15 protein-coding genes are annotated in these 11,825 nt (G+C 62.3%); 5 read left to right on the forward strand and 10 right to left on the reverse strand.

What is annotated here, in order from left to right:
* Positions 1-12: 12 nt before the first annotated feature.
* From arsH to E6B08_RS04775, 4 genes are read right to left on the reverse strand one after another with little or no spacing between them, the layout of a single operon-like run.
* Positions 13-747, reverse strand: a complete 735-nt coding sequence (gene arsH / locus E6B08_RS04760; protein WP_136912961.1) for an arsenical resistance protein ArsH — start codon at positions 745-747, stop codon at positions 13-15.
* Positions 747-1,217, reverse strand: coding sequence for an arsenate reductase ArsC (locus E6B08_RS04765; RefSeq protein ID WP_136912962.1), 471 nt, complete (start codon positions 1,215-1,217; stop codon positions 747-749). The genes arsH and E6B08_RS04765 overlap by 1 nt, the downstream gene beginning before the upstream one ends.
* A 9-nt stretch (positions 1,218-1,226) precedes the next feature.
* Positions 1,227-2,516 (reverse strand): arsenic transporter, encoded by a 1,290-nt coding sequence (locus E6B08_RS04770; RefSeq protein ID WP_136912963.1) that lies wholly within the window; start codon positions 2,514-2,516, stop codon positions 1,227-1,229.
* Positions 2,517-2,525: 9 nt separating this feature from the next.
* Positions 2,526-2,876 (reverse strand): metalloregulator ArsR/SmtB family transcription factor, encoded by a 351-nt coding sequence (locus tag E6B08_RS04775; protein WP_136912964.1) that lies wholly within the window; start codon positions 2,874-2,876, stop codon positions 2,526-2,528.
* Positions 2,877-3,030: 154 nt separating this feature from the next.
* Between E6B08_RS04775 and E6B08_RS04780 the strand changes: the two genes are divergently transcribed.
* Positions 3,031-3,837: a hypothetical protein gene (locus E6B08_RS04780; RefSeq protein WP_136912965.1), complete on the forward strand. Its 807-nt coding sequence runs from the start codon at positions 3,031-3,033 to the stop codon at positions 3,835-3,837.
* A gap of 278 nt (positions 3,838-4,115) precedes the next feature.
* Here the strand turns inward: E6B08_RS04780 and E6B08_RS04785 are convergent, their stop codons facing one another.
* Entirely contained in the window at positions 4,116-4,739 is a 624-nt protein-coding gene (locus E6B08_RS04785) for a hypothetical protein (RefSeq protein ID WP_238349286.1), read from the reverse strand.
* A gap of 266 nt (positions 4,740-5,005) precedes the next feature.
* Positions 5,006-5,308, reverse strand: coding sequence for a hypothetical protein (locus E6B08_RS04790; protein WP_136912967.1), 303 nt, complete (start codon positions 5,306-5,308; stop codon positions 5,006-5,008).
* A 91-nt stretch (positions 5,309-5,399) separates the two neighbouring features.
* Here E6B08_RS04790 and E6B08_RS04795 point away from each other — a divergent pair, with 91 nt between their 5' ends.
* Positions 5,400-6,386 (forward strand): emopamil-binding family protein, encoded by a 987-nt coding sequence (locus E6B08_RS04795; RefSeq protein ID WP_136912968.1) that lies wholly within the window; start codon positions 5,400-5,402, stop codon positions 6,384-6,386.
* 34 nt (positions 6,387-6,420) lie between these two features.
* Here the strand turns inward: E6B08_RS04795 and E6B08_RS04800 are convergent, their stop codons facing one another.
* The 3 genes from E6B08_RS04800 to E6B08_RS04810 form a co-directional block, all read right to left on the reverse strand.
* Positions 6,421-7,116 carry a DUF1963 domain-containing protein gene (locus E6B08_RS04800; protein ID WP_136912969.1) on the reverse strand — a complete coding sequence of 232 codons (696 nt, stop codon included), beginning with the start codon at positions 7,114-7,116 and terminating at the stop codon, positions 6,421-6,423.
* A 168-nt stretch (positions 7,117-7,284) separates the two neighbouring features.
* Positions 7,285-7,581 carry a DUF3144 domain-containing protein gene (locus E6B08_RS04805; protein WP_133329634.1) on the reverse strand — a complete coding sequence of 99 codons (297 nt, stop codon included), beginning with the start codon at positions 7,579-7,581 and terminating at the stop codon, positions 7,285-7,287.
* A 106-nt stretch (positions 7,582-7,687) separates the two neighbouring features.
* A complete protein-coding gene (locus E6B08_RS04810) occupies positions 7,688-8,224 on the reverse strand; it encodes a helix-turn-helix domain-containing protein (RefSeq protein WP_136912970.1) in 537 nt (178 codons plus the stop codon).
* Positions 8,225-8,361: 137 nt separating this feature from the next.
* On the opposite strand from E6B08_RS04810, the gene E6B08_RS04815 reads away from it, so the two are divergent.
* Genes E6B08_RS04815 through E6B08_RS04825 form a run of 3 tightly spaced genes read left to right on the forward strand, consistent with a single transcriptional unit; the run spans position 8,362 to position 10,845 of the window.
* Entirely contained in the window at positions 8,362-9,144 is a 783-nt protein-coding gene (locus E6B08_RS04815) for an aldolase (protein WP_136912971.1), read from the forward strand.
* Between the two features lie 43 nt (positions 9,145-9,187).
* Positions 9,188-10,081 (forward strand): dihydrodipicolinate synthase family protein, encoded by an 894-nt coding sequence (locus E6B08_RS04820; protein WP_136912972.1) that lies wholly within the window; start codon positions 9,188-9,190, stop codon positions 10,079-10,081.
* A 20-nt stretch (positions 10,082-10,101) separates the two neighbouring features.
* The gene (locus E6B08_RS04825; protein ID WP_136912973.1) at positions 10,102-10,845 is read left to right on the forward strand and encodes a type 1 glutamine amidotransferase; all 744 of its coding nucleotides are present in this window, start codon (positions 10,102-10,104) and stop codon (positions 10,843-10,845) included.
* Here E6B08_RS04825 and E6B08_RS04830 read toward each other — a convergent pair.
* Entirely contained in the window at positions 10,809-11,765 is a 957-nt protein-coding gene (locus tag E6B08_RS04830; RefSeq protein WP_136912974.1) for a bile acid:sodium symporter, read from the reverse strand. The genes E6B08_RS04825 and E6B08_RS04830 overlap by 37 nt on opposite strands.
* Positions 11,766-11,825: the final 60 nt, after the last annotated feature.

Here is an 11,825-nt window from a genome sequence, read left to right on the forward strand (position 1 = left end):
GGCTCCTGAAGGCTAGATGGACCGTTGGTTAACACGCGTGGAGAGCGCGTCGGCACTTTCCTTGCGTTCGGAGTACCGATCCACCATATACGCCTCCCGTCCCCGCACCAGCAGCGTGAACTTCATCAGCTCTTCCATCACATCGACCACGCGGTCGTAGTACGAGGATGGCTTCATGCGCCCGTTTTCGTCGAACTCCAGGAATGCCTTGGGCACGGACGACTGGTTGGGGATCGTGATCATGCGCATCCAGCGGCCCAGCACACGCAGCTGATTGACCGTGTTGAACGACTGCGAGCCGCCGCACACCTGCATCACCGCCAGGGTCTTGCCCTGGGAGGGGCGCACCGCGCCCAGCGCCAGGGGTATCCAGTCGATCTGCGCCTTGAACACGGCGGACATCGCGCCGTGGCGCTCGGGCGAACACCACACCTGGCCTTCCGACCACATCACCAGGTCACGTAGTTGCTGCACCTTTGGATGGTCGATCGGCGCGTCATCGGGCAGCGGCAGGCCGGAGGGGTCGAAGACGACCGTTTCGGCGCCCATCAGCTCCAGAATACGCGCAGCTTCCTGGGTCAGCAGACGGCTGAACGAGCGCTCGCGGGTCGACCCGTAGAGCAGCAGGATGCGCGGCTTGTGGGCTGGCGCCGCCTGCCGGGTGAGCTTGTCCAGGCTCGGCGCATCGAACAGGTCGAGGTCCAGGCTTGGGTAGTCCTGCGGGGGCTGCGTCGGGAAGTCGGTCATCAGCGTTCTCCAATCCGGTCCAGTGCGAGCTTGAGCTCGGTGGGGCCGAGCGCACTGTGGTCGAGGGCGAAGAAGGCGGCGAAGCGCCTGCGGATATGGGCGACGGTGGCGTCGAAGGCCGCCTGGACGTCCTCATCGCTGCCTTGCACGTCCGACGGATCCGAAAGGCCCCAGTGGCTTTTCACCGACGGGCCGAAGAACACCGGGCAAGGCTCGCCGTTCGCCTTGTCGCACACGGTGATGACGATGTCGGGAGGGCTGTCCTGGAAGCTTTCGGAGCCTTTGCTGTACAGCGCAGAGGTATCCACCCCGAGGCCGTCGAGCGTGCTCACTGCTCGTGGGTTCAAGCGCCCGCTGGGGAAGCTGCCGGAACTCACGGCGGTCATGCCGGCGGGGGCGAGGTGATTGAACAGGCCCTCGCAGAGCACGCTGCGGCAACTGTTGGCGGTACACATGAACAAGACTTTCATGCAGGGCTCCTAGGCAGTGAGGCTCAGCCGCACGGCCAGCGCGGCCAGGGTCACGAGCAGGATCGGCAGGGTCAGCAGGGTGCCCACCTTGAAGTAGTAACCCCAGGTGATGCGGATGTTCTTCTGCGCCAGCACGTGCAGCCACAGCAAGGTGGCGAGGCTGCCGATGGGGGTGAACTTCGGGCCCAGGTCGCAGCCGATGACATTGGCGTACACCATCGCTTGATGGACCACGCCGGTGGCTTCGCTGCCCTGGATCGAAAGTGCGCCGATGAGCACGCTGGGCATGTTGTTCATCACCGAGGACAACAGCGCCGCCGCGACACCCGTGCCCAGGGTGGCGGCCCACAGGCCAAGGCCTGCGAGCAGGTTGAGCAGGGCGGTGAAGGCCTCGGTCAGCCCGGCGTTGCGCAAGCCATAGACCACCAGGTACATGCCCAGGGAAAACACCACCACTTGCCATGGCGCATGCCTGATGACCTTGCGGGTGGAGATGACGTGGCCCTTGCCGGCGATCACCAGCAGGATCACCGCGCACACCGCCGCGACCACGCTGATGGGGATGCCCATCGGCTCCAGCGCGAACAGGCCGGCCAGCAGCAGGGCCAGCACCCACCAGCCGGCGATGAACGTGGCCGGGTCGCGGATGGCGCGTTTGGGCTCGGCCAGTTGGCGGGGGTTGTATTGGGCGGGGATGTCCTTCTTGTAGAACAGCCAGAGCATCAGCAACGTAGCCGCGACGCTCACCAGGTTCACCGGCCACATCACCGAGGCGTACTCGCCGAAGCCCACGCCGAAGAAGTCGGCGGAAACGATGTTCACTAGGTTGGACACGACCATGGGCAGGCTGGCGGTGTCGGCGATGAAGCCCGCAGCCATGACGAAGGCGAGGGTGGCGGCAGGGCTGAAGCGCAGGGCGGTGAGCATGGCGATGACGATGGGTGTGAGGATCAGCGCCGCGCCGTCGTTGGCGAACAGGGCCGATACGGCAGCGCCCAGCAGCACCATCAGTGCGAACAGCCGCCCGCCGTGGCCCCGCCCCCAGCGTGCCATGTGCAGGGCCGCCCACTCGAAGAAGCCGGCTTCATCGAGCAGCAGGCTGATGATGATGACCGCGATGAACGTGGCCGTGGCGTTCCACACGATGTGCCAGACCACGGGCACGTCGCCGAGGCTGACCACGCCGGTGAGCAGCGCCAAGATCGCCCCGGCGGCAGCGCTCCAGCCAACGCCGAGGCCCTTGGGCTGCCAGATGACCAGGGTGAGGGTGAAGATGAAGATCAGGGCGGCGATGAGCATTGGCGGACCTCAGCAGCACGAAACGTGTCGGACGGGGCGACCTTCCATGGAGGCAAGGCGCGCTTGGTCGCCATGCACCCAATTGCGGTGCGCTTCGAGCGTTACCTGGAGGACATGGGTGATCCACTCGGGGAGTTCGGGGTGCAGCCGGTAGTAGATCCACTGGCCCTGGCGGCGATCCTCCAGCAGCCCACAGGCCCGAAGCTGGGCCAGGTGGCGGGAGACTTTCGGCTGGTTGTCATCGAGTGCCCAGATCAGCTCGCACACGCACAGCTCGCCTTCTGCGAACAGCATCAGCATGATCCGCGCCCGGGTTTCATCACCGAGGCACTTGAATACAGCAGGAGGGGAGAGGGGCATGGGGGCCTTTCATCTGTAGATTCGAATATTCGGATTTACGCATATATAGATCTGGGTTGCAAAGGCCTCCGGTCATCTGCCTTTGGCTCCTCGGAGCGGATGAATCGAATGTGATATTTTGCGCGTCCTTCAATCGACTTCAGGAAGAGGTCTCATGCAATTCGCTTTTGTTGCAAACGAACTTAAAGAAGAGCAAGCACAGGACCGCAACCCCGCTTGCAGATCGGTTCAGCGCAAGGGGCTGAACATTCTGGCTGCCGCTGTGTTCGCCACTCTCACCAGCACGGCCACATTGGCAGCAGACGACATTTCGGGCGTCGCCATCGGTTCTTCGTTGGCAGAGGCCAAGGCGGCCATCGCCGAGGCGAACGCCAACTATGAAATCACCCCGTTGATGCTTACCAATGGCCAGGAAGCCGGTGTCACGGCAAAAACCAACGACCTGATGCCATGGACGGGCTCCAACAACGCAGGCGGGCCTTCGGACGAGTTTGCAGCGTTACTCAATGATGCTGGCAAGGTCTGGTTCGTCGCCCGCGTGCAACGCTTCGACAAAGGGGGGCGCATCAAGCTCGATGCGCTCAAGGAGGCCTTGATCGAGAAGTTCGGCCAGCCTTCGGGCACGACGAAAATCGGCACGCTCGGCTTCAACTGGCAGTACTTCCGCGACGGTAAGCAATGGACCGGATCGGGCGTGGCGCCATGTCAAGGAAACGGCACCACCACCACTATTCCGGGCGTATCGGTCACCGCTCCGCGCTCCTTCAGCCCCAAATGCGGCAAGATCGTTTCGGTTCACGCTGCGACGCAACCTGACATGATGGTGCCGTATTACACGATCACTATCACCGATGCCAAAGGCATGTTCGATGAACTCGCGGCACGGGATGCGAAGGAAGAAGCCGACCGTAAGCAGAAACTGGCCGACGAACAAGCGAAGGCCGTGAAGCCGAAAATCTGAGGTTCAGCCTCGGCCAGAGGCATCCCTTGCGCAGCTATGCGCTCTCATAGAAAAAACATAACTAATTGATTTATCAGGGATCTGTAGGAGCGGGCTTGTCCCGCGAACACCGGCGAAGCCGGTGCCATCCACCGCGTCGCCCCATTCGCGGGACAAGCCCGCTCCCACAGGACCACCGCTGTCTCAGTTTCGGCGCAGTATCTGTAGGAGCGGGTTTACCCGCGAACACGGGCGCAGCCCGTGCCATACCCTGGCGGTGTTGCCTTACGTAATTGGCATCACACTCGGCGATGCTCGTTGTCGGCCACATCGGGATCCAGTTTCTTGCGCACCAGTGCCATATAGAGGGCCGATTCGCCCTTGGCTGCATCGATGTAGTTGGCGCTGTTCATGTCGAACAGCAACGTCGGCTCGGCCACCAACTCCAGTTTGGGTGCGTTTGCGTACCACTCGTTGTCGTCTTGCAGCCCATGCTTGAAGGCTTCGAGCATGCGCTGGCAATTGTCGAAATCCTTGTGCCGGACATATCCGCCACTTTGGTCATCGTAGAAGTTATGGAACACCAGCAGCACGATACCCCAGCGATTGGCTTGCTCGTTCCATTGCGTGTTGGGGATGAATTTTTCCAGGTCGTAGCGAATTTCGTAGATCTTCTGGTAGGCATTCTTGTTGTTGTGGACAACTTTGAATTCCAGCGCGTGTGGTGGCTGCTCAGCGAGTTGGTCTTCGACCCAGATATCCACCTTCTTGCGCTCGGCAGCCACCAGCCAGCGGGGCACATTGTGGCGCTCGCTCAAAGGCTCCCCCAGGTCGAAGCGATCACGGTGGATGTCCAGCAATGCAGCCGCCTCGAGGCTGAGCCACAACTCAGGCGCAGTGGTAACGGCCATGGATGCGAGCATGCGACGGCGCTCTTCCTGCTGGAGGTGGGTAATCAGGAATTCAAAGAATGAAGGTACGAAAGACATGGAATGGCATCTGCTATGTGAAAGCCTATGGAAGGGCGTGTGGTAATGGCTAAATAGCATTACGCGAGATTGCGTGTCGACCACAGGCGGCGTGGCGGACAGACTGCCAAGCACGGTAGAGGAGAATGACGGTTTGCATGATGGAGGGCATGTGTCGTCCCTCAGACCTCGATGACCAGTCTCGATTTCCGTGGTTTGCTCTAGAAGAACGTATCGGGCCACACCAGTGGGATCCCCCCGAGCACGACCAGTACGGCCTGTACCCCGACGGTCACCAACACTTCCTTGGGTGAGCGGCGGATGAACCAGTAGACCGCGTTCAACAGCATCGATACCAGGTTGGTGAGCCACAGCACGGCGAGCGCCAGGATGCCGCGTATGTCGATAGGCGAGCTGGTGCGTGACATCAGCACATACAGCGCCAGGGCGGCGCCGAATAGCACCACCGCGATCGAGAAGAAGGCCAGGCGGCGGGTAAACCGTAGAGCGTCATCGGGCATCATGCCGGGTGCTTTCCTTGAATGAAGAGCGCTTGGGACTACGCGCAGCCTGGATTATTCTGCGCAGCCTGCATCGGGGTTTACAAGGACGTCCATGATCCCTATCGACATGCCGCTCATGCTGCTCGGCTACATGATCTTCATCTTTTCCGAAGTGTTCCTCTGGCTGCTGATCGCCTGGCTGGTGGCCTGGCTGATCCCGCGCAGCCGACGCTACATGCTGGCGCGGCGTTGGCGCTACGGGCTGCTGGGCGTGCTGCTGGCGGTGGGCTGCGTACCCTATGTCGAACTCAACTTCAGTCACTGGCAGGAATGGCGCGCGCACAATCCGCGCCTGGAGCATGAGGAAGTACTCGGCGACCTGGTGCTGCCGGCAGGCACCCGCGTCCACCTGGACTACCCGGAGCCGACCAACGACTGGACGGGCAAGCCGCTTCCTTATGGCCTGCAGAGCTTGGACGGCGCCGAATTCGAGTGCGCTCCGGGCAACATCAAGGGCTTCCAGGTACGCAGCCTCAAACTAAGGGGTTACGACGCGACGCTGCAGACGCTGGCCGCGCACGAGATAGAAGGATGGCGCTGCGAGGCCGGGCAGGTCGAGTTCAAGATCTCGCCCAAGGCGCAATTGAGGTTCGCCGACTGGCAGCTGTACCACTGCACCCTGGCGGCAGGTACGAAACTGGGGGGCATCGTCTGGCCGGGGCCGGTGACGCTGTTTCTCGACCGCGACGGATGGGATGCCAGGGCCGACGAGGCTTCGATCACCCAGCTGGGCATGGCGCTGCGCTGGTTCAGCATGCGCGGTGAGCGCCCTTACGGGCCGGCGAGAGGCTGGGACGGCACGCTCAACCAACCCGCCGATTTCGGCCCGGTGCAGTACCCCGCCGATGTTCATGTGGAGCACTACAAGGGCCAGTTGCTGTTCAGCGTGCCGGTTGATGCGCAAGCCCTGGACCGACGCACCAACACCCCCATCGAGGGCGGTAACACCGTGGTGCACAGCCTGGCGGGAGACGTGCTGCAGGTGCGTCCGAGCCGCAAGCTGGGCGATCCGTATCCCGATGCGGTCGTGGTGCCCTGAACGCCGGCAGGTGTCCAAGGTGGGGCAGCAGTGTTCAGTAGAAGTCGTAGTACAAAGCCCAGGCACCCGTGGTGGGGTTTTTCCAGAACATCAGGCTGCCACTGTCCACCACGTTCAGGTTTATCTTGGCATCCGAGCAGATCTGAAACACGAACTCGAATCCTTCCTCGGGCTCCACTCCCGACTGGCAGAACGACGGGTAACCGCCGATCTTGTGCTCGTAGCAATGGGTGACCAGGTCATAGTAGCAGTCGAGCTTGCCCTGGCGTTCCAGTTCTAGGACATGGTCCTCGACCTCCACCGGAACTCCGCCGCCGTCCCACAGCGGCCAGTCCTCGGCGATCCGCTCGGCTTTCAATGGGAAGGGCTTGAGGTGCGAGTGGGGGACGGTGAGGTCTTTGCGCACCAAGGTTTGGTCATCGCGGTATTCGCGAACCAGCCAGTTGCTGCCCATTGGTTCGAAGGGCTGGGGCAGGCGCTGCGAGAGGAACACGGTCAGTACCCGTATCCCTTTCAGGGCCGGACTACAGTAGGGCAGTGCGGGCAGGTGGAACTGCGCATAGGGCAGCATCTGCTCGCCTGCTTCGTCAAGCGGGATGTCTTCGCCGGGCCGGAATAGGAAGACCTTGCCGAGCCAGCTTTCATTGTCTTGATGGGTCGGCCTGAAACCACCGGCTACGAACTTCGTGGCGGGGCGGACCAGGCATCGTTTGATCGCTTCGATGTCCATATCGTACTCCTGCGGACAGTTTCGATGTTGCTGCCATTCATACGAGCATGTGACTCTTTCATGCGAGCCCTTATGTGTGTCTGATTGTCACTCGCTGAGGTAGCCCATCGGGTTCGCCACATCAAGGCGATCGGTAGCCGTTCTTCAGTGGGGTTCCCGGCGCCAGAGTCAGCCTTCCTTGCCCAGCACATAGCGGTCGAACTGCTCGATATGCTCGTCGAGATTGTCTTCGAGCATCAGCCGATACTGTTCGCAGAAGTACTTCATCAGTTCTGCCTTGGCCTCTGCCATCTGCGCTGCCGACTTGAAACTGCGGGCACTCATCCAGGCGTTGAAGCGTGCGGCGGCGAAGGTCGTCGAAGCACTGACCCGGCCGAGGTCCTCGAGTTTTTCGATCTGTTCGTTGGCCAGCTGGATGTGCGCGTCGGCGCGGTCGTAGAAGGCCTGGTCGGTGGGCTGGGTCATGAGGGGTACCTGTTTGCCAATGTCGGTGTTGCCTGGTCGGGAGGTGAGCCAGCAAAGCCTACCAGACCTGGTCGCAGCTGAGCGGATGCGCCCGCCTGGCAGGCGGTCATTCCGAACTGTGCACCACCACCAGCAACTCCGCCTGCACCTCTGAAACGGTACGAATGCGGTGCGACTTCTGCGCGTTGAAATGCAGTGCATCGCCTTGCTCCAAGGTCAGGCGCTCGTTGCCGAAATCGACCTCGACACTGCCGCGGTGGACGAAGATGAACTCCTCGCCCAGATGCTCCTTGAACGCCGAATGCCCGAACGAGCGCGGCGGATAGACCATGAACGGCAGCAATGCGCGCTGGCCGATGTGCCGCGCCAGCGGCACGTGGGCCGACCCCGGCTGTTCGCCAGACACGCCGGGCTGCTGCCGGCGAACCAGGCTGTAGCCCTCGGCCGGCACGGCTTCGTCACTGAACAATTCCTCCGCCTGGACATTCAGCGCCTTGGCCAGTTTCAGCGCCACGGCGATCGACGGCGAGCTCATGCCGCGCTCGACCTTGGACAGGTAGCTCTTGGTCAATCCGGTCTGCCCGGCCAACTGCTCCAGGGTCATGCCCATCTTCTTACGCAAAATTCTCAGCTGCACCGACATCCAGGGCTGTTCCTTCGAAATTGATGACACACACATCTTGAATATGACACAAGGTGTCATTAGGATTACCAAGTGTCCTGAAGCCGTTGCAGCGGCCGCCAGGCAAACATCGCCTACTTTTTGATCAGGTGCCGCTCGTGACTACGACTATGCAAACCCCCAAGGACCAGCTCGTCCAGCTCGCAGAAAAGCAGATGCTGACGGCGCTGGTCGATAACACCTATACCCCACGGCAGAAGCTCGCGTTGACCTGCCGCATTCTCTTCGACGGCGGCCACGACTCGGGCCTGGCCGGACAGATCACGGCGCGGGCAGAAGAGGCGGGGACCTATTATACGCAACAGCTTGGCCTGGGCTTCGACGAGATATCGGCGAGCAACCTGCTGGTGGTGGACGAGGATCTCAACGTGCTCAGCGGCCGCGGCATGGCCAATCCGGCCAATCGCTTCCACAGCTGGTTGTACCGCGCGCGCCAGGATGTGAACTGCATCATCCATACCCATCCGTTGCACAGTGCCGCCCTGTCGATGCTCGAAGTGCCGCTGGCCATTTCACACATGGACCTCTGCCCGCTGTTCGAGGACTGCGCCTTCCTCAAGGACTGGCCCGGCGTGCCGGTCGGCAACGAAGAGGGTGAGATCATCTCGCGGGCGATTGGCGACAAGCGCGCCATCCTGCTTTCCCACCATGGCCTGCTCATCGCTGGCGGTTCGATCGAAGAGGCCTGTGTGCTGGCGCTGCTGTTCGAGCGTGCCGCGAAGATGCAACTGCTGGCCATGGCCGCCGGCGAGATTCGCCCCATTCCCCAAGCCTTGGGCCAGGAAGCCCATGATTGGATCTCCACGCCCAAACGTCATGGCGCTGCGTTCAGCTATTACGCACGTCGTGCCTTGCGTGCCCATGGCGACTGCCTGGGCTGATTGACGCTGTACTCATTCCTGGAAAACGGCAAAGGTCTCGATTATGTCCACACCTCAGATTCGCGGCGTCATCGGCTACACCATCACACCTTTCAAAGCGGACGGCTCGATCGATCTGGACGCCCTGGGCCTATCCATCGACAACCTGATCGCATCCGGCGTGCATGCCATCGCCCCGCTGGGCAGCACCGGCGAAGGTGCCTATCTCGCCGAGAGTGAGTGGGAATCGGTGGTGCGCTACAGCCAGGAGAGGATTGCCGGGCGCGTGCCCAGCGTCGTCAGCGTCTCGGACCTGACCACTGCACGCACCGTGCAACGTGCGCAACTGGCCGAGGCCTGTGGTGCCACGGCAGTGATGGTGCTGCCTGCGTCCTACTGGAAGCTGACCGACAACGAGATCGTCGATCACTACAAGGCAGTGGGCGCGGCGATCGACATCCCGATCATGCTGTACAACAACCCGGGCACCAGCGGTACCGACCTGTCGGTGGAGCTGATCCTGCGCGTTCTCGGGGAAGTCGAGAACGTCACCATGGTCAAGGAGAGCACCGGCGATATCCAGCGCATGCACCGGCTGTATCAGGCCACCAACGGCAAGGTAGCGTTCTACAACGGCTGCAACCCGCTTACCCTCGAGGCATTGGTGGCCGGGGCGAGCGGCTGGTGCACCGCCGCGCCGAACCTGATCCCGGCGCTGAACCTGGCGTTGTGGGACGCAGTGCAGAGCGGCGATTTGCAACAAGCGCGTGCGCTGTTCTACCGCCAGTACGAGTTGCTTGAGTACATCACCCGCCGTGGCTTGCCCACCACCGTCAAGGCCGGATTGAAGTTGCTTGGCCTGGATGTCGGAGCGCCGCGTTTGCCCCTGCAACCACTGGATACCCAGGGCAATACCCACCTCAAGGGCCTGCTGGATGCACTGGTGCCCGGCAATTGATGCAACTGAAGAGATCCGCCATGAAAGTCCATTTCATCGTTCACGAAGCGTTCGAAGCACCTGGCGCCTATGAAACCTGGGTGCGCGAGCGCGGCTTCGAGGCCAGCTACTCCCGGGTCCATGCCCATGAGCCGCTGCCCGCAAACGCCGATGCCATCGATTTACTGGTGGTGTTGGGCGGCCCGCAAGACCCGGCTACCACCCGCGAGCAATGCCCCCACTTCGATGCGGCAGCCGAGTGCCGGTTGATCAACCAGGCAATCGCCGCTGGCAAGGCTGTGGTGGGCGTCTGCCTTGGCTCGCAACTCATTGGCGAAGCGCTGGGTGCGCGCTTCGCGCACAGCCCGGAAAAGGAGATCGGCAAGTTTCCGATCAGCCTTACCGCTGCAGGCATGGCCAACGACAAGGTCGCGCATTTCGGCGATGTGCTGCAGGTGGGGCATTGGCACAACGACATGCCGGGGCTGACCCCTGAGGCCAAGGTGTTGGCCGTGAGCGAGGGCTGCCCGCGGCAGATCGTCGAATACGGCAACCTGGTGTACGGCTTCCAGTGCCACATGGAGTTCACCGCGCAAGTCGTCGAAGGTCTGATCGCGGCCTGCGAGCAGGAGTTGGTCACATTGACCGATCGGCGCTTCGTGCAACAGGCCGAGGCGTTGCGAGCGCAAAGCTGGGATGAGATGAACCAGAAGCTGTTCGGGTTTCTCGACAAGCTGGTCGAGGCTTATCAGTCCCGCACCACGACCGGCACCACGCGCACGTAAACCAGTTCGCAGACCAGCTCGACCAGGGTCTGGGTGATCACCGCCGCTGCCGCCAGCGTGCGCAGGTCTTCCGGCAGCGCCAGCGCCAGTGGCAGCACCACCAGTGAGTTGCGCGTTGCCGCGCTGAAGGTCACCGAACGGGCCTGGGCCACCGGCAGGCGCAGCAGCCGCGCCGACAGCAGGCCGAGCAGCGGGGCCAGCAGCATGAAGCACAGGTACACCGGGATCACCGGCCACAGCTTGTCGAAATCGTGCAGCACCACCGCGATCTGCGAGCCGATCACTGCCACCAGTACCAGCGCCATCGCCGGCACCGGCATCCATGCCCAGGCCGCGTTCCAGGCCGCGACAGGGCGATGCCGGCGGGCGCTGGCGCTGGTCAGCACGGCCAGCAGCAGCGGCACCACGATCAACAGCACGAAGGCTTCCACGAACGGTTTGATCGACAGCGCCACGGCGCCGCTGTCGCCGAGGATCCAGGCCAGGTACACCGGCAGCAGCAGCAATTGCAGCAGCAACAGCACCGGCGTGGCGGCGAGGGTCAGGCGTGAGTCGCCCTTGCCGATGTGGGTGAACACCACCACGTAGTCGATGCACGGGGTCAACAGCACCAACAGCGCGCCGATGAGCAGCGCCGGGTGCTCGACCAGGCCTCGGGTAGCCGCCCAGACCAGCAGCGGCACCAGCACGAAATTGGCCAGCAGCAGCGCTGCCATGAACCGGCGGTTGGCCACGCCTTGGCGCAGGTCGAGAAACGGGATCTGCAGGAACATCGCATACATCAACACGGCGATGGCCGGGGTCACCCAAGCCTGCAAGTGGCTGGCGCTGGCAGGGGACGACAGGCCGAAAGCTGCGGCTGCGATGACGGCGGTGAAGTAGATCGGAATTTGCCGGGTTTCGAGTTGGTCGCGGGTCAAAAGAGACATCCTGTGCCGTGGTCAAAAGCGTGTGCACAGGATAATGACTCGAATGCGCTC

Source organism: Pseudomonas putida (genome assembly GCF_005080685.1).
Classification (GTDB): domain Bacteria; phylum Pseudomonadota; class Gammaproteobacteria; order Pseudomonadales; family Pseudomonadaceae; genus Aquipseudomonas; species Aquipseudomonas putida_V.

What these genes read in the sequence shown, in the direction of transcription:
- arsH (WP_136912961.1), bottom strand. Translation starts at nt 747, where the DNA reads ATGACCGACTTCCCGACGCAGCCCCCGCAGGACTACCCAAGCCTGGAC.
- E6B08_RS04765 (WP_136912962.1), bottom strand. Translation starts at nt 1,217, where the DNA reads ATGAAAGTCTTGTTCATGTGTACCGCCAACAGTTGCCGCAGCGTGCTC.
- E6B08_RS04770 (WP_136912963.1), bottom strand. Translation starts at nt 2,516, where the DNA reads ATGCTCATCGCCGCCCTGATCTTCATCTTCACCCTCACCCTGGTCATC.
- E6B08_RS04775 (WP_136912964.1), bottom strand. Translation starts at nt 2,876, where the DNA reads ATGCCCCTCTCCCCTCCTGCTGTATTCAAGTGCCTCGGTGATGAAACC.
- E6B08_RS04780 (WP_136912965.1), top strand. Translation starts at nt 3,031, where the DNA reads ATGCAATTCGCTTTTGTTGCAAACGAACTTAAAGAAGAGCAAGCACAG.
- E6B08_RS04785 (WP_238349286.1), bottom strand. Translation starts at nt 4,739, where the DNA reads ATGCTCGCATCCATGGCCGTTACCACTGCGCCTGAGTTGTGGCTCAGC.
- E6B08_RS04790 (WP_136912967.1), bottom strand. Translation starts at nt 5,308, where the DNA reads ATGATGCCCGATGACGCTCTACGGTTTACCCGCCGCCTGGCCTTCTTC.
- E6B08_RS04795 (WP_136912968.1), top strand. Translation starts at nt 5,400, where the DNA reads ATGATCCCTATCGACATGCCGCTCATGCTGCTCGGCTACATGATCTTC.
- E6B08_RS04800 (WP_136912969.1), bottom strand. Translation starts at nt 7,116, where the DNA reads ATGGACATCGAAGCGATCAAACGATGCCTGGTCCGCCCCGCCACGAAG.
- E6B08_RS04805 (WP_133329634.1), bottom strand. Translation starts at nt 7,581, where the DNA reads ATGACCCAGCCCACCGACCAGGCCTTCTACGACCGCGCCGACGCGCAC.
- E6B08_RS04810 (WP_136912970.1), bottom strand. Translation starts at nt 8,224, where the DNA reads ATGTCGGTGCAGCTGAGAATTTTGCGTAAGAAGATGGGCATGACCCTG.
- E6B08_RS04820 (WP_136912972.1), top strand. Translation starts at nt 9,188, where the DNA reads ATGTCCACACCTCAGATTCGCGGCGTCATCGGCTACACCATCACACCT.
- E6B08_RS04825 (WP_136912973.1), top strand. Translation starts at nt 10,102, where the DNA reads ATGAAAGTCCATTTCATCGTTCACGAAGCGTTCGAAGCACCTGGCGCC.